Origin of the sequence: Thalassotalea nanhaiensis, from assembly GCF_031583575.1 — a bacterium.
Lineage (GTDB): Bacteria > Pseudomonadota > Gammaproteobacteria > Enterobacterales > Alteromonadaceae > Thalassotalea_A > Thalassotalea_A nanhaiensis.
On sequence record NZ_CP134146.1, the window covers coordinates 2,943,548 to 2,969,192 of the forward strand.

The 25,645-nt window shown below is 39.8% G+C and carries 19 protein-coding genes; 5 read left to right on the top strand and 14 right to left on the bottom strand.

The window, feature by feature from the left end:
• Positions 1-47 precede the first annotated feature (47 nt).
• The 6 genes from RI845_RS12725 to RI845_RS12750 all read right to left on the bottom strand — a co-directional run bounded on the left by RI845_RS12725 (position 48) and on the right by RI845_RS12750 (position 12,238).
• Positions 48-6,269: a S8 family serine peptidase gene (locus RI845_RS12725; protein WP_348386541.1), complete on the bottom strand. Its 6,222-nt coding sequence runs from the start codon at positions 6,267-6,269 to the stop codon at positions 48-50.
• Positions 6,270-6,355: 86 nt separating this feature from the next.
• Complete coding sequence (locus tag RI845_RS12730) at positions 6,356-9,436, bottom strand: TonB-dependent receptor domain-containing protein (RefSeq protein WP_348386542.1); 3,081 nt, start codon at positions 9,434-9,436, stop codon at positions 6,356-6,358.
• Positions 9,437-9,635: 199 nt separating this feature from the next.
• Positions 9,636-10,088 carry a hotdog family protein gene (locus RI845_RS12735; protein ID WP_348386543.1) on the bottom strand — a complete coding sequence of 151 codons (453 nt, stop codon included), beginning with the start codon at positions 10,086-10,088 and terminating at the stop codon, positions 9,636-9,638.
• Complete coding sequence (locus RI845_RS12740) at positions 10,088-10,651, bottom strand: FAS1-like dehydratase domain-containing protein (protein WP_348386544.1); 564 nt, start codon at positions 10,649-10,651, stop codon at positions 10,088-10,090. Before RI845_RS12740 ends, RI845_RS12735 begins: the two co-directional genes overlap by 1 nt.
• A 3-nt stretch (positions 10,652-10,654) precedes the next feature.
• On the bottom strand, positions 10,655-11,068 hold the full coding sequence (locus tag RI845_RS12745) for a Zn-ribbon domain-containing OB-fold protein (protein WP_348386545.1): 414 nt from the start codon (positions 11,066-11,068) through the stop codon (positions 10,655-10,657).
• Positions 11,069-11,071: 3 nt separating this feature from the next.
• Positions 11,072-12,238: a thiolase family protein gene (locus RI845_RS12750; RefSeq protein WP_348386546.1), complete on the bottom strand. Its 1,167-nt coding sequence runs from the start codon at positions 12,236-12,238 to the stop codon at positions 11,072-11,074.
• Positions 12,239-12,771: 533 nt separating this feature from the next.
• Here RI845_RS12750 and RI845_RS12755 point away from each other — a divergent pair.
• The 4 genes from RI845_RS12755 to RI845_RS12770 all read left to right on the top strand — a co-directional run bounded on the left by RI845_RS12755 (position 12,772) and on the right by RI845_RS12770 (position 16,733).
• Positions 12,772-13,470 (top strand): CoA transferase subunit A, encoded by a 699-nt coding sequence (locus tag RI845_RS12755; RefSeq protein WP_348386547.1) that lies wholly within the window; start codon positions 12,772-12,774, stop codon positions 13,468-13,470.
• Positions 13,471-13,484: 14 nt separating this feature from the next.
• Positions 13,485-14,141: a 3-oxoacid CoA-transferase subunit B gene (locus RI845_RS12760; RefSeq protein ID WP_348386548.1), complete on the top strand. Its 657-nt coding sequence runs from the start codon at positions 13,485-13,487 to the stop codon at positions 14,139-14,141.
• Positions 14,142-14,249: 108 nt separating this feature from the next.
• The gene (locus RI845_RS12765) at positions 14,250-15,458 is read left to right on the top strand and encodes an acetyl-CoA C-acyltransferase family protein (protein WP_348389542.1); all 1,209 of its coding nucleotides are present in this window, start codon (positions 14,250-14,252) and stop codon (positions 15,456-15,458) included.
• A 285-nt stretch (positions 15,459-15,743) separates the two neighbouring features.
• Positions 15,744-16,733 carry a pentapeptide repeat-containing protein gene (locus RI845_RS12770; RefSeq protein ID WP_348386549.1) on the top strand — a complete coding sequence of 330 codons (990 nt, stop codon included), beginning with the start codon at positions 15,744-15,746 and terminating at the stop codon, positions 16,731-16,733.
• 152 nt (positions 16,734-16,885) lie between these two features.
• Here RI845_RS12770 and RI845_RS12775 read toward each other — a convergent pair whose 3' ends face one another.
• The 7 genes from RI845_RS12775 to RI845_RS12805 all read right to left on the bottom strand — a co-directional run bounded on the left by RI845_RS12775 (position 16,886) and on the right by RI845_RS12805 (position 22,688).
• Positions 16,886-17,971 carry a phospholipase A gene (locus tag RI845_RS12775; protein ID WP_348386550.1) on the bottom strand — a complete coding sequence of 362 codons (1,086 nt, stop codon included), beginning with the start codon at positions 17,969-17,971 and terminating at the stop codon, positions 16,886-16,888.
• A gap of 280 nt (positions 17,972-18,251) precedes the next feature.
• Complete coding sequence (locus tag RI845_RS12780) at positions 18,252-18,422, bottom strand: hypothetical protein (protein ID WP_348386551.1); 171 nt, start codon at positions 18,420-18,422, stop codon at positions 18,252-18,254.
• Between the two features lie 256 nt (positions 18,423-18,678).
• Complete coding sequence (locus tag RI845_RS12785) at positions 18,679-19,527, bottom strand: pirin family protein (RefSeq protein ID WP_348386552.1); 849 nt, start codon at positions 19,525-19,527, stop codon at positions 18,679-18,681.
• A gap of 115 nt (positions 19,528-19,642) precedes the next feature.
• A complete protein-coding gene (locus tag RI845_RS12790) occupies positions 19,643-20,575 on the bottom strand; it encodes a glucosaminidase domain-containing protein (protein WP_348386553.1) in 933 nt (310 codons plus the stop codon).
• Between the two features lie 70 nt (positions 20,576-20,645).
• Positions 20,646-20,876 carry a hypothetical protein gene (locus RI845_RS12795; protein ID WP_348386554.1) on the bottom strand — a complete coding sequence of 77 codons (231 nt, stop codon included), beginning with the start codon at positions 20,874-20,876 and terminating at the stop codon, positions 20,646-20,648.
• A gap of 227 nt (positions 20,877-21,103) precedes the next feature.
• Positions 21,104-21,676 carry a tRNA-(ms[2]io[6]A)-hydroxylase gene (gene miaE, locus RI845_RS12800; protein ID WP_348386555.1) on the bottom strand — a complete coding sequence of 191 codons (573 nt, stop codon included), beginning with the start codon at positions 21,674-21,676 and terminating at the stop codon, positions 21,104-21,106.
• A gap of 115 nt (positions 21,677-21,791) precedes the next feature.
• Positions 21,792-22,688 (bottom strand): tetratricopeptide repeat protein, encoded by an 897-nt coding sequence (locus RI845_RS12805; protein WP_348386556.1) that lies wholly within the window; start codon positions 22,686-22,688, stop codon positions 21,792-21,794.
• A gap of 160 nt (positions 22,689-22,848) precedes the next feature.
• On the opposite strand from RI845_RS12805, the gene RI845_RS12810 reads away from it, so the two are divergent.
• Entirely contained in the window at positions 22,849-23,574 is a 726-nt protein-coding gene (locus tag RI845_RS12810) for an SIR2 family NAD-dependent protein deacylase (protein ID WP_348386557.1), read from the top strand.
• A 132-nt stretch (positions 23,575-23,706) separates the two neighbouring features.
• Here RI845_RS12810 and RI845_RS12815 read toward each other — a convergent pair whose 3' ends face one another.
• The gene (locus RI845_RS12815; protein WP_348386558.1) at positions 23,707-25,629 is read right to left on the bottom strand and encodes a S9 family peptidase; all 1,923 of its coding nucleotides are present in this window, start codon (positions 25,627-25,629) and stop codon (positions 23,707-23,709) included.
• Between the last annotated feature and the right edge of the window lie 16 nt (positions 25,630-25,645).

Genomic DNA, 25,645 nt, shown 5'->3' on the forward strand with positions numbered 1-25,645 from the left:
GCGTTCGCTTCCGGGATTTTCAATTTTAACTTGTTGCTGTTTTATTTTTATCTAACTGAGTTAAATCGAGCAAGCCTTAAAATGAACAGCAAAGATAACATTATAAACGCCATACTACCGCCAGAGCTGCTATCGTCACTTTCAGCGACTTTAAGGCTGTTATCATCTTCTGAATTATTACACGTTGCGGTTGGAGTAAATCCTGCAACCTCTTGCACAGTTACATTAAATGACGTCGTTGCATAGTCACTGGCATTGTCTACATCAGCAACAGTTATCTCAACAGATGTTTCGCCATTAAAATTACAACTTGCATCAATAGTTAACGTAGCTCCAGGTTCATTACCATCAATAGTGGTAATTACCCCTTCACTAGCTGTTGTAATAACATTCACGCTGTTTTGTAGATCATTATAAATAACAGGTAAAGTAACAACATCACCTTGGTTAATAACCAGGTCATTCATTGCATTAATAGTAAGATTACCCGCAACAGTTAATGTTTCATTCACCGACTTAGTAATACGATTTAACTTTGTTTTTACCGTTAGATCGATCTCTTGACCTGCATAATCCTCATTTACCTTTAACCAAAAGCTAAAGTTGGTTTTTGAATAATCATCACCAATAAAATCGAAACAAATCACTAAATCATCGTGTAGTACTTCATCCAGATTATCGTAGGCAACGCTGTTATTTCTAAAGCCACCAGCAGGTCCAAAAGTACCGCGAATTCCTGCCATACCATGAAATCCAATACTGCCCTTACCATGCGTCATATTTAAATTATCATAAGCATAAATGATTTCATAACTGCCCATTTCATAGCTATATTCTAGATCGAGAATCGCTTGAAAATCATAGCTGTCATTTTGGCTAACACCAGTAGAGCCATAGCTATAACGCTGCCCTTCAATCGTATAAGCGTTGTCCCATTCAATTAAAATATTCTTGTTGGTTTCGCTAAAGAATGCGCCTAATGTAATCCCTTGTGCGTCAAACGCATCAAGAGGATCTGCAGGCTCTACTTTGCCTGTAGTTAATTGCATAGAATATGAACCTATCATCAGCGGACCTAAACGAATATCAGGTAATCCATACATAGTTGAGAACGGGTCACCATAAGGGATACCAAATAATGGGTAATCGGTACCCGAGTCAATATATCCCATTGGGCTAACGCGCAATTCGTTATATTTATTTGGCGCATCATAAAGGTTAAAATCTGCCTCACTGGCAAAGCCAAATAACTGCTTAACATCAATTCGCAGTGAGTCTTTCCACGACCCCATTCTGTCAGGTTCATCTGAGCCATAAGGCGGATTTGCTGCTCTTGGGTTTAATCTAGCCATATCAACATAGCCACCATTAGGGCTACTACCATCAAAATAGTTACCCATTGGTGGTGTTTTACACATTGCACTGTATTTTGCTGCTAATGGGTGATCTTCAAATCCTTCAACACCGGGATCTACGTTGGTGGTCATTTGATAGAATGGATATAAATTATAGCTGTTTGGTTGATAGCCAGAAATAGTAATGCCTTCTTTTGTATCGCTATATCCAGTTACAAAGCGTGGATCTCCACCAATACTATAAGGAATATAACTTAACCCATCCGGAACATCGAAATTCAGCTCAAAGCTTCGCTCATAACCGGTATGATTTTTCGCATAATTCACATCAACTTTAATGTAGTTACCTGCTTTAACATTGGTATCAGAAACCGTCACACTAAAGGCATCTTCACCACGAATTAAACTTACGGGCATAGAACCAAGATTTGCTAGATTATTCTCTGAAGTGCCCAGCTCAACCATACCGTAAACGGCATCCCCTTGGTTAAGTTCAACATCGTAAGCTAAATCTAATGACATTGGCGAGGTACCGTCATAGGTTTGTGGCGCGGTGATATTAAACACATCGGATTCATGATCAGTCACCACGGAAACAACATACTGATAGGTGTCTCGTAAATATTCATAAAAGCCTTTTGAGGCTTTATCTTGATTAACGTTCTGTAAATAAATCCAATAGCGCCCCTGAGCTGGGTTAGTTAACATACAATTGTTATTCATCAGATCTGATGTTGATAAACAAATTCCTTCTTGCTCAAATTCAATCTCGCCATTTGAGTTATTGTCTCGACCGACTGCGATAAATAAATCACCGGCCAACCAAAGCTCCTGAGGATTGCCGCTTGCTGTTGATGTAGTCGAAATTCTGTCTAAAACATCAACACCTAGCAACTTGGTGTTTGCAGGTACATCAACCCAAATTAAGCGCACTGAATCTTCATTGCGTGCATTCTCCCAATCCCAGGTACTTGGCGTGTTATCAAGTGGTAAGTCTACTTGACCAATCCAAGTGCCACCATAACCTACATTTGGTAATGAAAATTCTCCAGCACCATCAACAGATAACTCTCCATCGGTATTTGTTGAAAAATAATCAACAGCACCAGTTTGATAAACCTTAGCAGTTAACTCATCTGTAGATCCCCAAGGTGCAACGTTATTTATCGGAAATTGACCAATATTTTCACTGGCAACACCACTGGCAATTAATGGCAGACTTGAAGGAACAAGAGCAACACCAACCGGCAGCTTAGATGAACCAAGTTCAGCATTAACAGGCACCAAATGAACCTCGCCTGACACCATACCAGTACCGAAACTGTTGGCACTGGTAGCACGTTGCATTTTAGCGGTAAATAAAACCTTAGCTGACTGGCCTTGCTGTAAAGTAAAACTGCTTGGCGAAGACTCTAATTGCAAGGAAGTTTCTGCTGTTTCAACATCGATATTCCAAGTATTACTACCCGGCGTTGTTGAGGTAAATGTACGAGTCCAACGACACGTACCAGCACATTCACCATCAAATAAGTATGGTAAGTTCAGTTGGCGTAAATCACCACCCGTTTTCGGATCTGCGTTTAAAAAGTTAGTATGCTGTTCATCCATAACTAGCGCACTTTCAACTGCAGCTTGAACGTTAACTAAACCTGAACCTGCTTCATAAGATTTAGTTTTTTGGCGCTTAAAGTAGCTAAAGTAAGTTTTTAGAAGTATTTCGTCTTGGTCATCTTTAGCAAAGTCGCCGGTATCAGGATCGATAACAGGTGCTTCATAAACAAATTTTTGATGGAAAATATTGGCTTCATCATATTCAGGACAAAGCTCAGCATCATTACTGTTCGCATAATCGGTATTGTCTATGCCATTTTCAATGTCTAAACCAGAACAGTTTATTCGAACCCAAGAACCACCGGTAACCTCTCCTGCCGTTAACATAACTGCAGACTCTCGCTCTGCGGCGGTCCACTCTGGGCGCGCCTGAGTCATAAGTGCCATTACACCTGCCATATGAGGCGAAGCCATAGATGTACCAGTTTCAAACGCGTAATCGGCAGAGTTTGATTTATTCTGAAATGCACCATCGTTGGTATATGGCGCATAAATATTTACACCTGGAGCCGCAATCGAAGGCCCCATCAGACTTGGATAATGCTTGTTTGGACCTTTAGAAGAGAACCCAGCCAAATCTTTGATTTGCTTAGGATCAAAACCAACTCGCTGTTTAACCGAGTTAATTGTTAGGTAAACTTGCTCGTTGTCTAAAAAGTTTTGACGTAATGTTTCACGTCCCAAACCTTTTTTCCATGTTGCATTACCAACATGAATGTATGGAAATGCTTTGTAGTTAACATCACCTGTTAACTCATCTACATGTTTGATGTTAACGGCCAACGATATTCGAGAATTTCTGTCATACTCCGCATTATCGTTATACATCACCATTCCAGCTGCACCGAGTGCACCGGCATTTTCTGCTTTTGCAAGACGCGGGATATTATTGGCAACGCTCTCATCACCACGTGCACAAACGATAATGTTGTTGGTAAAGTCAAATGCTTGACTTGGATCTTGTGGCTCTTTCCAGCTGTCAAAATCAAGACAATGTGGGTCGCCGGCAAATACTTTCATCATTGGTGCTATTGGAGTAACAGTCTGTACCGGTGATGATTGTTTAAAGCTATTTGTTTTAGACGTACCAAAAGTAGACAAAGTTGCTAATTCTTCAAGGGTTTTACCATTAGATAAATAACCCTGACCATTGGCTCCATGACATGCCCCGTGGAAGCTGTCATCAATATTGTACGGGTCACCTGGCCAGATACTTTGGTCTTTAACATCAATGTTATCAATCACCCCATAAGCACAACATTTACCCGCTGAAGCTCCACTAAAGCCTCGATGATTTTCTGGGCACTGCTCAGCGGCATAGGTAGGGCAGACGAAACCTTGTTGAATCAAATCAATCGGCATTTGTGGGTATATAACGGCTTCGCCACCAGGACATAAGCTTTCCCAACTTACTCCACCATGAGTATGATCTTCTATGCAACCACCTAAACCATCATCTTTCTGACCAATTAAACAATTGCTACTATCAATTGGATCTTCACCGGATGAACCCGTTGATTTCAGTTCACAAATAAGCGTATCTGAATTTCTTTGTTGCGCATCAGTACATTCGAGATAACACATATCGTTGATCATCTCATGATTGTCTTCACAAACTGGTGCAGGGCTACAATCACTATTGATACACTCCCCCATATTTGCGCCTAAAAATGCAGGAGCAGTCACTTCACCAGAAATACTACGGGCTAAATCCCCGCCTAAATCAACGCGATTAAAATCAATGCCGTCGACACTGTACTGTAATGTAGCTGAATCAATATTTTCTTGTTTTCGGCCTAGCTCCGTTGCCCCAACTGTCATTGACCAAGGAGTTACGTTAGATACCTGCCTGTAACCGCCGTTGTTTCCTGCCGCAGCGGTCACGTGTACGCCCTGCTCTTTTAATGATAAAAAGCCCATTAATACGGGATCGCTCCACGGGTCACGCGAGCCACCACCTATTGACCAGTTAAGTACATCAATACCATCGAGTATTGCTTGATCAATTGCAGCTACCATAACATCAGACAAACAACCTGCAATAGGGTCGCCACCGCCACCAGGCAAACAAACCTGATAGGAAATAATATTGGCATGCGGGGCTACACCGGTTACTGTGCCTAGCTTTTCTTCGCCGCCGACAACACCAGGGCCAGCTCTGAATTGACGATATAAATAATCTACATCGTATACTACATTTCCGCCGGCAATACCTGAGGTATGAGTACCATGACCAACATAATCAATGCCGTTATCAGGACGAACCATGCCATAGCTATCGCCATCATCTTCACCTCGCTCAGTAGCCACTTTGCGTGCCAACTCGCTTCGATACCAAGATGTGATTTGTGGATATGAATACACACCGATCAATTTATTGTTACATAAACTGCGCCATTCACTTTTAGCACAATCACCTAAGAAGTTACCATCACCCAGTGGATTTTGATGTACATAACCATCATCTCCAACTTCGCTAAATGAACGACTTGATGGGTTGATACCGGTATCGGCGATACCGATGACCATACCTTCACCTTTATAACCACCATCCAGTTGCCAAAGTTTATTGGCATTGGTTACTTCGTGCGAACTTGGAAACTCTGCATGCTCTACCCCTTCTGGTAGATACACCTTTACAGGGGTGATTGCTTGCACATTGCTAAGCTTTGCAAGCTCTGCAGCTTGCTGTTGATTCATGTTGACAGTAAATGCATTAATTGCGTTTGTGTATTGCTGTTCTATATGCAGATTAATCCCCATTTGTGCAGCCGAGTTTAGCAACTGCTGATGAGATTGATGTAAATACTGTTGATAGGCTTCGACGCGAGATTGATAAGTAGATGACTTTTGTATCTGTTTACGCTGCTTATTAGTAACAGTACTGCTTATCGTGTCGTTAGCGTTCAAATTTGATTGCTGCTCTTTGGCATAGGTTTTTAAATGTGTTGCCGCTAAGCCATTTATGCCACCTGTATATAAGGCCACTGGTGCTTGCTTCATAATAATAAAGAAGTCATGATTACCAGTTATTTCTGCATCACTTACAAATTTATCCCGTCGGGTTAGTTGTCGATTAACGACATTAGTAGCTTCTGGCATGCCAGTTAAACGGTCTACTTTAGCTTCAGTAACCGTACTCGAAATCGCATCAGCAGGGATATCAATTTGTTGACGCAAATTTGATTTAATTAGATGGGATGGAAGCTCAGTTTTATCGGCATTCCATAATTCAACAGCAGATACTGCACCACTCATATATAGTGCACTAAAACCTGCTAACATTAATTTTTTGGTGTTCATAAATAACCCTTTATTTCTATTATGCTGCAGCCGTCCCTGGCTACCTTTTCAATATTCGTCTATGTAATTAAGCGCTTAAATCTGGCTTAAAAATGATGATTTATATTCAAATAAAACTCTCTACCCAAGGCAGAGCCTGAATAGCTATAAATGTCATACCATGGCCACTCGGTTGCCATGAATGAATCATCATCAGGAGAATTAGCATCAAATACGTTTTTAACTGTTAAAGACACGTTGGTATGACCTTCATTCATGCGATAAGCAAGCACCAAGTTTGCGGTAATATATGGATCTAAGCGTTTTTGTGATTGTTTCGCTTCACCAACACTGCGAGCATCTTCACCTTGGTAATAACCATCGGTAACCAAATACTCTCTATCTTCAGTAATTTCATAGTTCAGTGCATCACCATATTTATCGAAGAAAATAATGTCGCCGTTATCATCTTTTTTCAGTTGAATTCGATGTGGAGCTAAAGCACTCATATATCGGCCTGATAACGTTGCAGAAAAGCTTTCATAGATATAAGTCATAGAGGCGGTGATAACATCTTGTGGTTCGCGATTGTTAATGTTGTCACTAAAACCAAACGGCATTTCATCATCACCTTCGATAGCGTCAAATTCGGTGGTCAATATACCGGTATGATTCGCTGAAAGGTTTAACGCGCCCCAAGAGTCTAATTGCCAGAAATATTCAACACTGGTATCAATACCTGTTTGACGATATGACGCTAAATTAAACGCGGTTGTATTAACCGTTTCCAAGCCGCCCTGCGCAAAAAGATCATCCGGGTTTTGAATTGGCTCACGAATGACTAACCCTGTTTTTTCATCAGTACCCGTCACTACATCACAGCCAAAGATAGGAGCGGAATCTGACGTGCCATATCGACAATGAAAATCTTCCAGTAAAATTGAAGAGATATTGCCGCGCTGAACTTGGTTTCTTATTTCTACATCGTAGTAATCAAAACTCAATGTAAGCTCTGGCATTGGCGAGTAGACAAACCCCAAACCAATTGACGTTCCCTCTTCGTTTTTCAACTCTTTGTTTGGTAATTGCTCAGCATTAAACTGAGTTCCCATGCAGGCACTGTAATATTTTTCATCTTGAATAAATTCGTGCGGGCTGATTGAATTGGCAAAGCTATTTTCATAACAGGAAACATAATCGGTACCGTATGAAAATGCGCGAGAACGGGTAAAGATTGCTTGCATATCTGGCGCTTTAAATGAGCGTGAATAACTCGCTCGAAACAACCAGTCATCATTGGGTCGAAACTCAACATTATAGGCTGGGGTAAAATCTCCTGAGTTTGCTGTTGAGCCGTTATCGTATTGATCATAACGCAAAGCAATACCAACATTTATACTTTCAGCAATTGGAAATTTAGTTTCTATTCCAGCCGATGAACGAGATCGTTCACCAAAACCAGCAAACCCGGCTAAGCCCCACCAGCCCTCACCTTCTGGTTCTGTCATCAAATCATCAGGAACGTACTCAAATGTTTCATTAACGTATTCAACTACAAACGCATACTGGGCAGCACCTACTGGCATTTCGAATAAATCACCATTTACCACGGCACTTACAGTTTGTGCTTCGGTTTTGTTGTTTGATGTAGTCGTTCCAACTAATCGACGAACTTCGTCAGCATTGAGAGGTTGGTAAATATCGTGGGTACCGGTACCGTCATACACTTTAACGCCAAGTTGGTCTTTTAAATACTCACCAAAAAACATTTCTTCAGTTTCTTGGTATCGTAATGCCCGCTGATCGTTTTCCAGCTCATAGCGTGAATCAGTAAAGTACACTTCCCAAGCATGCTCTCCAATGAAGCCTTTAGCGCCAAGGGTAATGCTTAACGATTGCTCATCGAAGTGATAACCGGTATCGCCTATTTCTTCCGACGGTAAGATGCGGCCCATAGTGTACCAATCCGGCATCACTAGAAATTGACCATCAGCATCTTTAACTTTTAACTGGTTTTCACCAGTTTCTAATTCGATTGTGCCGCCATTAACTGCGATATAACCATGATCAGTAGTTGATGTATTTTGTGTGTAAAGCACATCGACAAAGCCTGTAATATCATCGCCTAAGTCATAGTTTCCAGACGCCATAACAGAAAACTTTTCTGATTCAGGACGGAGCGTTCGATATTTTGCGCTATCAAAGCCACAATAATTCCCCCAAGAGCCCCCGGTTTGTCCAGCAGCAATAGCTTCAGGCAGTTGTTTCCTATCTTCGTAACTTGTCCACGGCAGAGCATCACAGCCATTTACTCCGGGATCTAAATAGGTTGGTTCGCCTGTTGGGTTTAGTAGGTAATCATAAGCAGCCCAATTATCAATAAGCACCGCACCACGAGCCATAACAGGGTCCCCAAAAGGGAAATCATAAGCAGAATCAATCTCATCAATATCTCCGCCTTTAATAAACTCTACGTCTTGGTACTCAGCGACAAGAGTTAAGTTGCCTTTGTCAAAATCTATACCGTGAGTTATCTGTACTCGAGTTGTGCCTTTACCATGCTCTTCTCCAGTACCATAAGTAAGTGCGACATCGGTGCCATCTAAATCTTTCTTTAAAATAACGTTAATTACACCAGATACCGCATCAGAGCCATAAATGGCAGAAGCACCTGTTGTTAAAACTTCTACTCGTTCGATGGCAGCGGCAGGTATTGTACCAATATTAACAACAGATGAATTCGACTGATAAGCTGCAGGATAGTTAGCAAGCCGACGACCATTAATAAGAGTTAGCGTATATTGAGGTCCAAAACCGCGAAGATTTACCACATTGGCATTAGGGGTAAAACCACTTGCACCAACTTCAGCAGTATCAACAGTACCGGTGTTTTGTGACAAATCTTGCAATGCATCAAATAAGGTTAATTGACCTTTTTTGAGCATGTCTTCACTGGTGATAACAGTAACCGGACTAGGGCCTTCAAATGAGGTTTGGCCTATGCGAGATCCAGTGACTTGAAAAACTTCAATTTCTTCTTCAACTTCTTCTTGCTCGGACTGCTGTTGTTGTTCTACTTCTACGTCGCTTTCTTGTTGAAAAGCGTATGCGTTAACTGGCAATGCCAATGCAGATACGAACAGTGAGTATCGTATACTTTGCGCAAGGGTATTCATTGGTACATTCATATCGACTACCTGAACTGATATTGATTATTTTTAGTTTTATTTGCCGATTACAGAAAAATAAAATTCGGCGAATTTTTATATCATGTAGAGATGTTTACTAGACGTGAAAAAATGTTAAAACGAGGTGAAATAAAAAGGGTCAGAGTCAATTTAATTCGATGAATTAAATTGACTCTGACCCCCAGGAATTATTTTAGGCTTATTGTTTTGGTAAAATAACTTTAACTTGTGAAGTTGCGCTGACCTTGCCAGCGTTATCTACCCAAACATCAAGGATGACTGTATCTTCATCTTTAATGATTTCACTTACTTTACCGTGGAATGCCAACTTGTCACCAGTACAGTTAAAAGACAGCATTCTAAGCGGCCCAATTTTACGAATGAAAGTTTTTACCCCCCCCCACTCAAGAGCTAAACGTTCAATCATGCCATACAAGAAGAATGTATTAGCATAGGCATCGTTTGCGCCAGTAGCCTTTGCCATAGATGCATCATGGTGAATCAAAGATAAATCTCGATTAGCAGCGGCTTCCATCACCAAACGCTGCAGAGTAACATCAATATAAATTGGTGATAATTCTTCACCAATGGTGATATCTTGCATTGTTTTTTGCAAAGACCAGTCAATTGTTTGATTAGTATTATCAGTCATTAACCTTCTCCTTTGCTTACCGGGTTAAAACGGAATATATCTAAAATGCCAACGGCAACAATTTCATCATTTTGATTTCGGTAGGTATCTTTTTGCTTAAAGAACGCACCTTTACCAACGCGAAGTTCTTTTTCAACTAATGAAACCAGTTCATGAGTAATTGTTACAACATCACCATGGTATAACGGCTTAAAAAATTCCATTTCCATTGATGTGGCAAAGCTTAAAGAGAATGGCGCAGGCACATCAAAAATCACTGGGATTGGAATTTGAATTGGCTCATCACCATGTTCAAAACGCTTATCACCTGATTGCCAGTGTGCTGGTTGACCATAGGTAATTGCCATAGTGCTTGGTGCGATTTTACCTTCATAGCCTGCGTCAATTGCCGCTTGCTCATCAGTATATAATGGACAAGCAAATTCTTTTGGCTCTAACCAACGGCGTACACTTGAAGCATCCACAGCATCAGCACCTTGGGAAACGCCTACAACCTTACCTACGTAAGATAGTGCTTGCTCCCAAGTACCTTGCATGCCCCAGCTTGGTTTATCTGAGGCCATCAGTTATCCCTCAATTAAGTGAAATAACGGCAGTTTAAAATCGCCATTGGCTTTAACAAATTCAACGTCAACTCGGTCACCAATTTTAGCGCTTTCTGCGCCAGCACCAACAACATTACTTGCCATACGAATACCTTCATCTAAATCAATGTATGCAACGTGTATTGGCAATTCTTTAGTAAACTCTGACGTTGTACCTAAGTATGTAGTGGTAATTGAATAAATAGTACCTGTACCTTTAGCTTCAACCCAGCCTAGGTCTTTTGACCAACACTCAGGACAAACTCTGCGTGGGTAAAAAATATTGGTGTCACAGCTATTGCAATGTTGCACAAGTAATTTATCTTGCTGTACCGCGTCCCAAAAAGGCTTACTTTCAGGGCTTATTGCTGGTAATGGTCTTTTCATTTCGCTCATTGTCTATTTCCCCCAAATTGTAGCTAACGTGTTCATGCCTGAACCACCTGACGTTACCATCATCACTTTTTCAGCGCCTTCAACCTGGTTTGCACCAGCTTCGCCGCGTAATTGACGAGCCACTTGACAATAAAATGCCATAGATACACCTGAGCCTGTATGACCACGGCCTGTTGCATCACCGATAGTCGTACATGGTGTTTTACCACCAAGTTTAGTATGGCCTGCTGCATGATAACGTGCACCTTCACCTGGTTCACAAATACCGTTTGCTTCTAAATAACTCGCTTGCGTAAATGGATATGCACCATAGATTTCATGAATATCGATATCTTCAACAGATAAGTTCGCTTGCGCTAATGCTTCACCACAAGATTTACGGTAACCTTCACGCCAGAATATATCTTCACGTACGATTGGTGTTCCACCTAAAAAGTCAGAGCCATGCCCTAGTTTCCAAACAGGATTCTTACAATGCTTTTTAGCATACTCTTCTGAAGCGATAACTAAACAACCACCACCATCAGCAAGCATGTTACATTCAACTGACTTCAACGGAGTTGAGATCATGCGAGCGCCCATAACGTCTTCTGTTGACTTTGGTTTATTGTGGAATAACGAATACGGGTCACGTGCTCCCCAGTCTCGTAATGCGTGAGTGATTGATGCAACTTCTTCTTCTGTAGAATTAGTTTCATGCATATAACGTTGTGTAATTAACGCCATAGCACCATTGAATGTCATACCAAATGGGAATTCCCATTCTTGATGCATTGGTGCTTTGGCAAAAAATGTAATTAAGTCTTCCGCAGGTATATCTGATTGCACAGTAATATGAGGAACTAAAACCACTTCACACATACCTGATGTGATCCATTGCTCTGCCATGCGCACACAGTTAGTTGTTGATGCCCCACCGGCATTACAAATAACGTTATCTTTTACGTTTTTGAAACCAAAATGCTCAGGTAAAAGACCAAAAGCAGTTTGTGAAATTAGATCTGGCTGTGCCTGTGGCGCAACATTAATGAAGCCTTGAACATCATCTTTATCGATACCGGCATTTTTTACGGCACCTAAGATTACTTCTTCAGCGATATCCCAGCGCGTGCGCTCAGGATTAATTTGTGTCGGTACTTCGTGGTAACCGATTATTGCAATTTTGCCCATAATTTTTTTCTCAATTAATTAGGATTATTCTTGTTAGGGAATGTCCCTAAAGCAAAGTTCTCTGATTTTTCGTTCGTGTTTTGGTACCAAAGAGGTACATACGCAATATATAGAACCCGCCATACTTAAATCTGGACTCAAAAACAACACTAATGAGTCACACTCAATTAACGTAGCACCATACATTTAGTTTTTCAACAAGAAACTCAAACGCATTGCGTATTTTTAAATGAGATGAACTTATTTGCACAAAATGAAAACTTATTAGTTGTAGTTTTAATATTTAATAGAGCAATGAACTCGATGCTATGGTTTATTTCAATAAGGAGCATATTGAATACAGGCCAATGAAAATGTAGTCGCAGCTGAAAGTGTTCAGCTATATTTCCAAATCAATACCGGTTAAACGCGACAATAGATTGAGTTCAGCTCATTTTTTGGTAAAGTAGTTGCCACAAAAGATTAGTGTAAAAACTTTAAAAACGAATAAATAAAGTCTGATACATGTTCTCAGACAATAACTAGGAGCTGAAATGGCTGGTTTTAATAAAGTAGTAAATTCATACGAAGAAGCAATGGCAGGTCTGGAAGACAATATGACTGTTATCGCTGGTGGTTTCGGTTTATGCGGAATTCCAGAAAACCTAATCAATGAAATTAAACGCAAGGGTACAACCGGTTTAACCGTTGTTTCAAATAACTGTGGTACTCATGACCAAGGTTTAGGTATGTTGCTTCTTGATAAGCAGATCAAAAAGATGGTTGCTTCTTACGTTGGTGAAAACGATATTTTTGAAGCTCAGATGATGAGTGGCGAATTAGAAGTTGAACTAACCCCACAAGGTACTCTTGCTGAAAAAATGCGTGCCGGTGGTGCTGGTATTCCAGCATTCTTTACTGCAACTGGTGTTGGTACTCCGGTAGCTGAAGGCAAGGAAGAGCGAAACATTAATGGTCGTGATTATATTTTAGAAGAATCGATCACAGGTGACTTTGCTATCGTAAAAGCTTGGAAAGCCGATAAGTTTGGTAACCTGGTATTTCGAAAAACCGCTCGTAACTTTAACCCATTAGCGGCCACAGCCGGTAAAATTACCGTTGTAGAAGTTGAAGAAATTGTGGAGCCAGGAGAGTTAGATCCTGATCACATTCATGTACCGGGTATATATGTTAACCGCCTTATTAAAGGTACCTTTAAAAAAGTTATTGAACAACGCACTGTGCGTTCATAATTGGAGAATTAACCATGGCTTTATCTCGTGAACAATTAGCACAACGTGTTGCGCAAGAATTACATGACGGTTATTACGTTAACCTTGGTATCGGTATCCCTACTTTAGTTGCAAACTACGTACCTGAAGATATGGAAGTGATGCTGCAATCTGAAAACGGTCTTTTAGGTATGGGTCAATTCCCTACTGAAGATGAAGTAGATGCAGATTTAATCAATGCAGGTAAGCAAACAGTTACAATGGCAACTGGTGCTTCATTATTTGACAGTGCTGAATCATTTGCCATGATCCGCGGCGGTCATGTTGATTTAACGGTACTTGGTGCATTTGAAGTAGACGTAAACGGTAACATCGCCTCTTACATGATCCCAGGCAAGCTTATCAAAGGTATGGGCGGTGCAATGGATTTAGTAGCAGGCGCCGATAACATTATTGTTACCATGACCCATGCCTCTAAACATGGCGTATCTAAATTGCTTTCTAACTGTACTTTACCGCTTACCGGTAAAGGCTGTATTAAAAAAGTATTAACTGATTTAGCTTTTATTGAAATTAAAGACGGTAAGTTCCACTTACTCGAGCGCGCACCAGGTGTTAGCGTTGAAGAAATTGTTAAATTAACTGAAGGTGAACTTGTGGTACCAGACCACGTCCCTGAAATGAAATTTTAATAAAATGCCGTCATAACAATATTCATTATCCCTGCTTCTGCAGGGATTTTTGCCTAAAATGATACGAAAAAATAAATAAATACCGCTTATCATAGCGCTATAAGCGAAATAAAATTAACAGGAAGAGAAATTATGAGTAAACGTGAAGTAGTGTTTTTAAGTGGTGTACGTAGTGCAATTGCTGATTTTGGCGGGTCTTTAAAAAATGTTGCCCCAACAGATCTCGCAGGTCAAATGGTTGGTGAAGCCGTTAAACGTGCTGGTGTTAATAGTGAAGAAGTTGGTCATTGTGTTATCGGAAATGTTACCCACTCAGATCGTCGTGATATGTACATGAGCCGCGTTGCAGCACTTAAAGGTGGCTTACCAGAATCTACTCCTGCATTAACCGTTAACCGTTTATGTGGCTCAGGTTTACAAGCGGTTATTTCAGCTGCTCAATTAGTATTACTTGATGATTGTGATGTTGCCGTTGCCGGTGGCGCAGAGTCTATGTCTCGCGTACCTTACTGGTCACCATCGACTCGTTTTGGTAGCAAAATGGGCGACGCTCAATTAGTTGACCCTATGGTTGGCGCATTAACGTGTCCTATTGGTAACACTCATATGGGTATTACTGCAGAAAACGTTGCTGAGCAATGGAATGTTAGTCGTGAAGATCAAGATGAAGCAGCAGCTGAATCTCACCGTCGTGCCCAAAAAGCAATTGAAGAAAATCGTTTTGATACACAAATTGTTCCGGTAGAACTTAAAACTCGTAAAGGTGTGGTTGAATATACAACTGACGAACACGTTCGTTTTGATTGTACATCGAGTGATATGGCTAAACTACGCCCAGTGTTTAAAAAAGACGGAACAGTAACAGCGGGTAACGCATCAGGTATAAACGATGCCGCTGCAGCGCTGGTTATGGCTGATAGTGAATACGCCGCAGCAAATGGTTTAAAACCACTTGCTAAGCTTGTTGGTTATGCGTTTGCCGGTGTAGCACCAGAAGTAATGGGTATTGGTCCAGTACCTGCAGTAAACAAGCTACTAGAAAAAACAGGCATCAATAAAAACGATATCGACGTTTGGGAAATCAACGAAGCGTTTGCTGCGCAAGCATTAGCAGTTTGTCGTGATTTAGAACTTGATATGGATAAAGTTAACCCTAACGGCTCAGGCATTTCATTAGGTCACCCAATTGGCGCAACTGGTGCGTTAATTACGGTTAAAGCGATTCATGAACTAGAACGAGTTCAAGGTAAATATGCCGTTATCACTATGTGTATTGGTGGTGGTCAAGGTATTGCTGCGTTGATTGAGCGCGTATAACATAGGCACACTTTAACTGGAGGAGGTCCTGGATGTCGCTTGAGCTCCTCCAGAATGACGCGATGTAAGTTAACTTACATCGCGTATACGTAATAATTTTTGAAAAAATATGACGTCATCCCGGAAGAGCGCAGCGATATCCGGGACCTCATAATGAAGTAGCGTGCTTGAGTTAATTACACAGAGTTATGCCTGCAAATAACTGCAAATTCGCAAAGTTTTACTTTCCTGCCTACACTAAAAGTCTATCTATATAACCTCTGAATAGGCTTTCAATAATAACAAATGGCTGAGTCTGAACATGAACATTTATGTCGTTACTCTGACGAACAAGGCTTTACCTGTGACCTGGAATCTAATGATTCAGGTTGGTGCTATTGGCATGACTCCAGCATTATAAAAGACTCACCAAGTGATAAAGAAAAATTGCAGGAATACGCGCGAAATGGCGGTATGCTACGTGGTATCAGCTTAAAACACGCTGATTTAGCCGGCATTGATTTGGTCAACCATCATCATAAACACGGCTTTGATTTGAGCCATGCAGACTTTTACCGGGCAGATTTAACCAATGCCCATATGTTTAATACCAATCTTGAATACGCCAGTTTAATGAAAGCGGACTTAACCGAGGCAAACTTGCATAACGCCAATATGAAGCATTGCAACTTGCTAGGCATAAAGTGGCAAAGTACTAAAATTAAAAATATTGATATAGGTGATGAGCTAACTCAAGAAATTCAAGCGAGAAAAGCTCAAGATAACTATGACTTAGTACTGGCGTTAGACTTATTTGAACAATCAGAAGAAATATATCGCGATTTACGCAAACATGCTGAACGCGCCGGTATGTTTAAACTGTCAGGACGGTTTATTCAAAAAGAGCTAACCATGCGTCGCTATCAAATGAAGAAACCTTCTTTGGCCCGTTTAATGTCAAAAGTAGTGGATTTATTTTGTGGTTATGGCGAAGAGCCACTCAAGGTGGTTAATTTCTCAATTGGTCTAATTTTATTTTGTGCAGTGCTGTACTTTTTCTCGGGAATAAACTTTGAGGGGCAACAATATTACTTTGATGCAAGTTTGCCTTTTACTACAAACCTGAATCATTTTTTCTCCTGCGTATATTACTCAGTTGTCACCTTTACCACGCTTGGGTATGGCGACATCACTCCTATTGGTATATCGCGGCTTATCGCGGCAACAGAGGCCTTTACAGGAAGTTTTACCATTGCCTTGTTCGTGGTGGTGTTTGTTAAGAAAATGACTCGATAACTTAACTTAGTTTCGAATACGCTTTGCTCCGAATACAATTTAGATACGAATACGTAGCTTCGCTACTTCGAATACGCTCTGCTTCGAATACGTTTCACTTCGATCACTACTTCGTAATTCGGAGTGTAACGTATTCGAGATTCGTGTCTGAATTATAAAATATTTGTCAGCGCAATACCGACACCAATTCGGTTTTGCTTATGATTGTAATCAATTAATGATTCGCCGTAGCCAGTAAAATATTGAACATAGCCTCTTAACTTGCCCCACAACGGGAAAGTCATACCGGCTTCAGCACCACCTTTATGTGTAGCAAAGTTTTCACGTACACCAAGGCTAAACTCTAAATTATCATACTTATAAACAGCACCTAAGCTGAAATACCCCATATATTCATTGATATCAGGGTTATCATCACCATCGGGGTCTAAACTACCATCTTCCATAATTTCTTTGTCGTCTTCAGGCAACCGATACCAAGGCTTAAATGACAATGCTAAATTGCCCTTTTCCCATAAAATATCGAAATATACACGATTCCAACTACGAGAAATGCTAGTAGAACGACCATTTGATTGATGTTCAATACCAACCATAAAACCAGTATTACCGCCAAATGGTTGCCAATCTAAGCCTGACAAATAAAACAGTTCAGGTTGATAGTTGGTTTCACGAAATGGCTTTGAGATGCCTTCTGAGTATACTTGCCACCATGACTGAATAGTCATACCAAAATATAGTGAGTCACCTTCTCTAAAAAGATCGCCATAATTTAACGGTACTTTAATACTTAATTGGTATTTAGATTCGTAATCTTCAATATTTTCGGCCCAGCCTGAATCAGGTGCTTGTGCCGCATAGGTTTTACGATTCATGCTGTCTGAAATTGAAACAGGCAGGATATAATTCATTTTATGTGGGGTGATTACATAAGGGTCAAACTTGGTTTCACTTTCACTGATGAATCGTCTTGAAATGGCGCCCTTACTGGTATCTTTAGGCCCATTAATTTCGACTTCACATTCTTTACGAAGTTTTGATACAAGCTCTTGACCACCAGCCTTGTTTAATTTATCGATTAAACATGCCAAAGTTTTAGGGTCTTGTGCGGCTTGCTCAACCGTTTGCGGGGCTTTGTCATCTTGTTTTACATTTTCCTCTGCTTGTACAGATAAAAACGGTAGTAGGGATAAACAAAGTAACGAAGTTTTTACGGACGTGTATTTAGAACCATTCATATTATTTTACTACTCAGCGCAAATCCTTTACTTAATATTAATGATTCATAGAAAGTAATCAGGATGAATTATTGTTATTAACAACAACATTAACAATTTACACACAAAGTTGAAACATTAATTTATAGGGAGCCTATATGAATTAGTCACTTAGGGACTAAGTAGCAGGTTTTCAGATATATTTTTAACAGATGAATTAAGCATCTTTAGCTGAGCTAATAAGAAAATCCCCAGGATAATTTCCGTTTGCTCAGCTACTCAAATGCAATGGTTAATAGGATTATGCGATAATAGTTTGTTCGATATTCGGTAAGTAAATATCGGCATTTAAAGTTACGCCAGGTCTATAAATGTCTGCTAGGGCATCAATACCTGAACGATACATTTGTGAATTTACTTGCGTTACAATAGCGAGAGTACAAACTATAATTGCGACAATGATAACTTTCATTTCACACCTTCCATTTCAAAAGATTAAGAACCAATCACCCTAAAATCATTAAAGTGAATGGGTCTGTTAAAACAACAAGCTTTAGCAGACACAGTGATGATATGTAAAAAAGTGTTAAATTACGTAATCAATTAAATCAAAAATATGGTGTTAAGAGTTAACAAATCGCTCAATTAACAGGTAATTAACACAGCTATATTCTTTTAGTTACCTATGATGAGATTATTGCAAACCAATAGTTCCATCATGAATACAATTAAAATTTGTTCGAACTAAAATCATCAAATGCTTGTACTATTTCGGCTTTCGTATTCATGACAAAAGGACCGCCACGAGCTACAGGTTCATTTAAAGGAACCGCTGATATAAATAAAAAGCGTATATCACTGCTTTTACTTTTAATAATTACCTCAGTACCCGCTGTTAATATTCCTAACTGTTTATGCGCTAATGGCGCTAAGTTACTGCCAATTTCTGCATCGCCTTCGATCATATATATCATGCTATTATCTAATTTAGACACGGTGTGATTAAATGTTTCTCCACATTTTAACGTCACGTCCAAATAAGTAGGGTTAACAAATTCATTGTTTATTACCCCTAGTGTTCCTTGCTGTGTTTTACCTGCAATCACTCGGATGAAACTACCATTATCATGATCTTCAACAGGAATGTCGGCAGCTTTGAATTCCTGATATTTTGGCTCCGTCATTTTATGCGCTTTAGGCAAATTTACCCAAAGTTGAAAACCGGCCAACAAGCCCTCTGTCTGCTCAGGCATTTCAGAGTGAACAATGCCCTTACCCGCTGTCATCCATTGCACGCCATGTTGTTCAATCACGCCTTCATTACCAGCATTATCTTTATGACGCATTTTACCTTCAAGCATATAGGTAACAGTTTCGAAGCCACGGTGGGGATGCTCAGGGAAACCTGCAAGATAATCGTTAGGCTTATCACTGCCAAACGCATCAAGTAATAGAAATGGATCAAGCATATTTAATTCAGGCGAACCAATAATGCGTGTCATGTTTACACCTGCGCCATCACTTGTTGGAATGCCGGCAGTAGAATATTGTAATTCTTTAGTATTTGAAGTGCTCATAAAAAAGGCCTATCTGTTAATAACTATAATAGGCCTAATATAAGATGGTACTGAAAAAGTTAAAATATCAAAAAGGTATCGATATCGTGCTACTTTTTCGATGATAACAATTTACTTAATTACCAGTTAAATGAATTAACTTATCCTTAGAAAGGTAGGCTTCATCTACGTCTTGTAACTTATTATAAGAGATCATTTCTCGAATACTGTCGATGTAAGCTTGACCGCGCTCTGAATACTTATCTAACGTACCCGCAAGTTCCATCCCAGTAATAGCGTCACCGTTTGCTCTAAGCTCTGCTCTTAAAGTACGTAACTTGGCATAAGCTGTTGTGGTATTAATATTGAACATATAACCTTCAACAGAGCCTAAAGGGCTGTCAAATCTGGCTAAACCATAGTCCCCTAACTCTTTGCGTTGCTGTTTTGGCGCCATCCCTTTACCAGAGAAATCCCACTGCCCAAAGAAAGCATTACCCTCTTCAGCAAAGCGCGATGTCCCCCAGCCGCTTTCTTCTGCAGCTTGTGCAAGGGCTAATGATGGCGGCATAATATCAACTTTAGTGAGTAAATTAGTGCGAAGCTCTTCAGTCATTGCCTGTTGCTCATTTTCTAGTACTGAATACTTTACCGCTAAGGCCTTTAATGTTTGACTATCAAGGGAAGCCATTTTAACTTCTTGGCGTTCCAATAGTATTCGCTCATTGGAAATAAGTACTAGGGGCGCCATTAAACGGAAAAACACTTCTTTTTTTAATGCGACAGGCATTTCATTAGATGTGTGCTTCCATTCTTCACTGACTTTTTCAAAGCTCAATCGAGGTACTTCTCTATTCCCCTTAGCCCAACTTTCGCTGTCATACTGATGCTCTTTAAACAATGCCATCAGCTCATCCAATGAGTGTATTTCTACCTCGATAGGATCTTTCATCGCCTCAATTACAAATTTTTCATCAATAACTTTAGTTTTATCAGGCTCAGAACAAGCACTTAACAATAATGATGAGGCTAAAATAGAAAGGGAAAACAGTTTTAATTTATTGCGCATTATTTATCCATAGCTATACGTTATTTTATTATGTATTGAGTATAACCATTAAAATAAAAAATAGTGTTTTTTAAACCATACCTTTTGTAAAAGTTTTGTATAGCTCATTAGCTATAAGGTAATCCCCTTCAATCTCGGCAATTTCACCTCGACGTAATAATTCAACAATAAATTCCTTGTTTCCTGCTAGAGCTTGTCGGCAAACCTGTTCATTTGAATAGTCCGTTAAACTCCCTAACGATTCGCTAAAGTTTGCACCTTTAATTTTTCTTAATTCAACTAACATTTTTTCTAACTGCATGATTTAATTCCCATTACTAAGATAAATACAGAATAGTTGAAATGATAAAACTAAAAGTGACAATGCTAAGTGCAATTATGATAAATAATGACGGGACAGGATTGGAACGAATACGTACCTCCGGTACTCCGAATACGTTTCACTGCGAATCTCGAAGGAACTCTCGGAGCGTCAGCATATTCGAAGCGATAGCGTATTCGAAGTGAAACGTATTGGTTACTGAAGTATTAGTGCAACGCTGCTCTAAACGGCAAGGCTGCACAAATGCGCGCCTCTTCGATTAATATCTCTTCCAGGCGGGGGTAAACTACATCAGCAGGAAAATACTCAAGTGCTAACTCTACAAATAAGTTTTTATGTTTCTCTTCTGATTTGGCAATGTCGTCATAAAACTTTTTATCTTTGCCTTCAGGTAATACCTGAGCAATTAACGAAAAGCGTTCATGACCACGCGCTTCAATAACACCGGCAACGAGCATTCTATCTAGAAATTTTTCAGGTCGGCTATGGCGAAACATTTTACGAATATCATTAATGTAAGGGTCTTTTTCATCATTGGCTAGCATAACACCGCGACGAGTCATCAATTTCAGCACTTGTTTAAAATGAATCAATTCTTCCAATGCTAAATCCGTCATGGCTTTAACCAAACTTGTTTTGTCTTGGTAGTGAGATAGCATCGACATTGCCATGCCTGATGCTTTCTTTTCGGCAGCGGCATGGTCTTGTAAAAAAGAGTCAAAGTCTTCAACGGCAACGTGAGCCCACTCAATAGGGGTGTGATATTTTAATTCAAACATGTAGAAATATTTTGCTATTTAAAAATTTCGATTATTTTACACATGTTTTTATCTAGGTTACAGTGAAAAAGCACTCTTGCTGTTGCTCTCACAAGCCATCACGGCACATTAATGACTAATGTCGACCAAAGAATATTGCTATATCCAGACGGCTTTCTTTAGTACGACACCCTGTAGAATAACCGCATGTTCTTCCTCGAATGTGACTCATTCCACCTTTTCCATCATAGATTGAGCGTTCATCCCTAAACGTTTTGATTGCATAATCTAAATATAAATCATAATCAAACCCTTGATGTACAATGGTAATAATTTCTGTGTCATCATCTAGATTGGTAATCTTGTTGTATGTCGAAGGAGATGTTTTCTTTGCCGATTCTTTGACTATCTCTAATCGATGCTGGCTATCTTTGTAATCAGAAAATTTAAGGTCGTTATAAAGCACAGCTGACTTATAAGAGTCTTTTTCTATAGCGGTGCCTGTTTCATACATTTTAGCTAATAAATAAATAGCCGGTTTATAGCCAACGCTTTTCGCTCGTTCAAGCAACTCTATTTCTTTTTTATTGCTATCACTACTCATATCAAATGTTTGCATCGCTGTTTGAAAAAGAGCAGGTCCATACTCCCTTTTAACTGCCCTTGATAATAAATTTTCAGCCTTAATAGTATCTTGCTCAACACCAATACCATCTTTATAAAGATTAGAAAGCATCCAGGTAGCTTTAGTAGAACCTTGTCTAACAGCTCGCCTTAACCACTTCGCACTTAACTCTGAATTCTGCTCCAGACCATCACCGGTTAAATATGCCGTTGCTACTAATACTTGTGCTGACGGGTTGCCATTATGAGCAAACTTAAGAATTGTTTTAAACTTGTCTCGACAAGTTTCACTGACACATTTTTGAACAGCATCATTGCTAACTGTATGTTGAGTTTGTACTGTAGAAGCAAATAAATTTGGCGTTAAAAATACAGTCAGAATGAATGCACTGAGTGTTATCCGTTTCATATTAAATATCCTTTGTGATTTTCATAAAGCGATTATAAGTATTATAGCAGTGTAAATATTTATCAATTAACAATAGCTTAAAAAATCGAACAAGATATGTTGTCTTTTTAGTTTATAGTAGTGCCTTGTAGAAACCCTTCACAATATAGATAATAGTGGCATGAAAAATACTTTATACATCACCGGCGCGGGAGTTAGCAGCGAGAGTGGCATCCCTACGTTTCGCGGAGAGGATGGTTTTTGGACTATCGGCAGTAAAAACTATACGCCAATGGAAATGGCCACACGGGCCATGTATGAAAACAATCCTGTTGAATTTCTATCTTGGTATTACCATCGTTTTGCTACCTACAGAAACCATGGTCCTAACGAGGTTCATCGCTGGTTAAGCGATAAAAACCTTATTACTCAAAATATAGATGGTTTAGATGGTAAAGCCGGCAATAAAGATTATATTGCTATTCATGGTCGCCTTGATCAAATGACGCTTTATCATCAACAAGGCGATGACGTATCTTGCATAGCAACACCTTGGGAAGATGTAGATTCAGATAATTTAGTGACATCCTTGCTGGAAATATTCAATATAGACCAGCAAACTAAGCGACCTAAATTGAATCAATCGAATAAGCCCTATGTATTATTATTTGATGAATATTACACCGATTTATATCGTATAACGGAAGCGCAAGAGCGAATGATGGCAGCCGAAAAAATGGTATTTATCGGCACGTCTTTTAGTGTGAACATTACCCAAATGGCATTACGTGCAGGCATAAATAACCGCATCCCTATTGAAATTGTTGATCCTGCGCCTATCGAGCTACCTTACGAACATGTGACTTATCACAAAATGAAAGCATCAGAGTATATTCAGCAAGCATAAAGGTGGGAGATTAAAACCCCTTCTATCACCACTTCAGGGGAAAAATATCATTACCTGCCACGGCAAGTTGGCATTCCATCATCCCTGAAGTAATAAAGGGTCCGAGGACCCTTTATTATTTAACAAGTATTTTTATAAATGTTGCTTTAAAAAGTCGACATAAGCATTGGACGCAGTGATCCGATTTACTTTTTTACGAAAGCCATGTCCTTCATCATCAAAGAGAACATATTCAACCGGTACATTGTTTGCTCTGATACCAGCAACCATCTCATCACTCTCAACTTGCAACACCCGTGGGTCGTTAGCACCTTGAACAACTAATACTGGCTTAGTGATATTTTTAGCGTGAAATAATGGCGAAATACGACGTAATCGTTCTTCATCAGTCGCAGGATCGCCCATTTCATCGTACAGGGCTACCTTAAATGCTTCCCACCAAGGTGGAATGCTTTCTAGAGTGCGAAGCCAGTTAGTAACACCAAAAATATTAATACCTACTTCAAACTCATCGGTAAAAGCCATAGCTGCCATTGTCATGTAGCCACCATAGCTGCCACCAATAACACCAATTTTATCGGCGTCGACCCAATCTAAACTTTGTAAATGTTTTTTGCCATAAACAATATCTTGCAGATCGTTTTCACCATGGTTTTTATCATCCAGGTGATAAAAAGTTTTACCGTAACCTGATGAACCGCGATTATTTACCGCAAAAATTGCATAACCTTGATTAACTAAATGTTGAATAACAGCGCGATAGCCTTTTCTAGACTGACCACCAGGGCCACCATGTACCCAAACTAACGCCGGAACTTTATGCTCAGCACTGGCTGTTTTTGGTTTATAAAGTAGTCCTGGAACGACTAACCCGTCAAAGCTTTTAAAGCGCACGACTTCACTGGCGACAAGATCTGATGCCCGCATATCTGCATTCAAAGTTTCAGTCAATTGATTAGCACTTGCAGAGCCTAATTTGTAGGTGAATAGATTGGATGGTGACACATCTGAATTTATATAAAACACCATTTGAGACGAGTCGTTTGAAAAGTTAACGCCACGTAAGTCGCCCGCTGGTAATTTTGGTAAATCAATTGCTTTCCCCGTTGCAACGTCACTAATATGTAACTGCGTTTGCGCATCATTATTAACTCCAACGGTTGCATATTTTCCATCTTTGGAGAAATCAACAAAACTAACATCCCAATCGCTTTTGTAATATAAGCTACGCTCTTTAGTGGCAATATTATATGACCAGGCTTGATTGTATTCACCAAATTCATTGGTGCCATAAATTAATGAAGTTGAATCTGCAGTAAAGGTATATATTCCCTCTTCTATTGCACCTTGTGAAGTACTTAACAATTTAGGAGTTTGGTCATCGCTGGTTAAGTCAGCTAAGTACATATCGGTATCTGCACCCGACACAGCTTTCACCAAAGCAATATATTGGCCGTTATTACTATGACCATCAACACTCAACATTTGCTCATTTTTAAAAACTAGCTCACGTGAGTAATCACTACTATTGTAATGATACACATCCATTGCTTTTGCATCACGCTCATTGGTTTTAACATAAAATGAGCCATCGTCCAGCCAGCCCATAAATGAGGCTTTTAAATTTTCACCGGGGGTTAGATCTTTTACTGTGCCGTCTTGCTCTTGGACATACAAATGGTTCAGCTCATTACCACCTTGGTCAGCGCTATATAAAAAGCGATCATCATTTGGGAACCAACTAACACCAAATACGGTGTCTTTGTCAGATTTACTTAATTGTGTAGGCGCCGAACCATCGATAGGATATCGGTAAACATTAAACACACCTGTTGCATCACTGGAAACTAATACGGCAGTACCATTATGATTTATTGATGAGCCAAATACAGTGGTAGTTTGATAAAACTGCTCGGCACTGTATGTGTTACTCGCCGTTGCCGTCGTTTGTATTTTAGCGGTATTAGAACTGTCAGTTGTATTCGCTGCTTGCTCTGAACAGGCGACGATCCCTAACGCTAAAGGGACGAGAGATAAATAGCTTATTAACTTCATTATTGTTCCTTGTTTT

What these genes read in the sequence shown, in the direction of transcription:
- RI845_RS12725 (WP_348386541.1), bottom strand. Translation starts at nt 6,269, where the DNA reads ATGAACACCAAAAAATTAATGTTAGCAGGTTTTAGTGCACTATATATG.
- RI845_RS12730 (WP_348386542.1), bottom strand. Translation starts at nt 9,436, where the DNA reads ATGAATGTACCAATGAATACCCTTGCGCAAAGTATACGATACTCACTG.
- RI845_RS12735 (WP_348386543.1), bottom strand. Translation starts at nt 10,088, where the DNA reads ATGACTGATAATACTAATCAAACAATTGACTGGTCTTTGCAAAAAACA.
- RI845_RS12740 (WP_348386544.1), bottom strand. Translation starts at nt 10,651, where the DNA reads ATGGCCTCAGATAAACCAAGCTGGGGCATGCAAGGTACTTGGGAGCAA.
- RI845_RS12745 (WP_348386545.1), bottom strand. Translation starts at nt 11,068, where the DNA reads ATGAGCGAAATGAAAAGACCATTACCAGCAATAAGCCCTGAAAGTAAG.
- RI845_RS12750 (WP_348386546.1), bottom strand. Translation starts at nt 12,238, where the DNA reads ATGGGCAAAATTGCAATAATCGGTTACCACGAAGTACCGACACAAATT.
- RI845_RS12755 (WP_348386547.1), top strand. Translation starts at nt 12,772, where the DNA reads ATGGCTGGTTTTAATAAAGTAGTAAATTCATACGAAGAAGCAATGGCA.
- RI845_RS12760 (WP_348386548.1), top strand. Translation starts at nt 13,485, where the DNA reads ATGGCTTTATCTCGTGAACAATTAGCACAACGTGTTGCGCAAGAATTA.
- RI845_RS12770 (WP_348386549.1), top strand. Translation starts at nt 15,744, where the DNA reads ATGGCTGAGTCTGAACATGAACATTTATGTCGTTACTCTGACGAACAA.
- RI845_RS12775 (WP_348386550.1), bottom strand. Translation starts at nt 17,971, where the DNA reads ATGAATGGTTCTAAATACACGTCCGTAAAAACTTCGTTACTTTGTTTA.
- RI845_RS12780 (WP_348386551.1), bottom strand. Translation starts at nt 18,422, where the DNA reads ATGAAAGTTATCATTGTCGCAATTATAGTTTGTACTCTCGCTATTGTA.
- RI845_RS12785 (WP_348386552.1), bottom strand. Translation starts at nt 19,527, where the DNA reads ATGAGCACTTCAAATACTAAAGAATTACAATATTCTACTGCCGGCATT.
- RI845_RS12790 (WP_348386553.1), bottom strand. Translation starts at nt 20,575, where the DNA reads ATGCGCAATAAATTAAAACTGTTTTCCCTTTCTATTTTAGCCTCATCA.
- RI845_RS12795 (WP_348386554.1), bottom strand. Translation starts at nt 20,876, where the DNA reads ATGCAGTTAGAAAAAATGTTAGTTGAATTAAGAAAAATTAAAGGTGCA.
- miaE (WP_348386555.1), bottom strand. Translation starts at nt 21,676, where the DNA reads ATGTTTGAATTAAAATATCACACCCCTATTGAGTGGGCTCACGTTGCC.
- RI845_RS12805 (WP_348386556.1), bottom strand. Translation starts at nt 22,688, where the DNA reads ATGAAACGGATAACACTCAGTGCATTCATTCTGACTGTATTTTTAACG.
- RI845_RS12810 (WP_348386557.1), top strand. Translation starts at nt 22,849, where the DNA reads ATGAAAAATACTTTATACATCACCGGCGCGGGAGTTAGCAGCGAGAGT.
- RI845_RS12815 (WP_348386558.1), bottom strand. Translation starts at nt 25,629, where the DNA reads ATGAAGTTAATAAGCTATTTATCTCTCGTCCCTTTAGCGTTAGGGATC.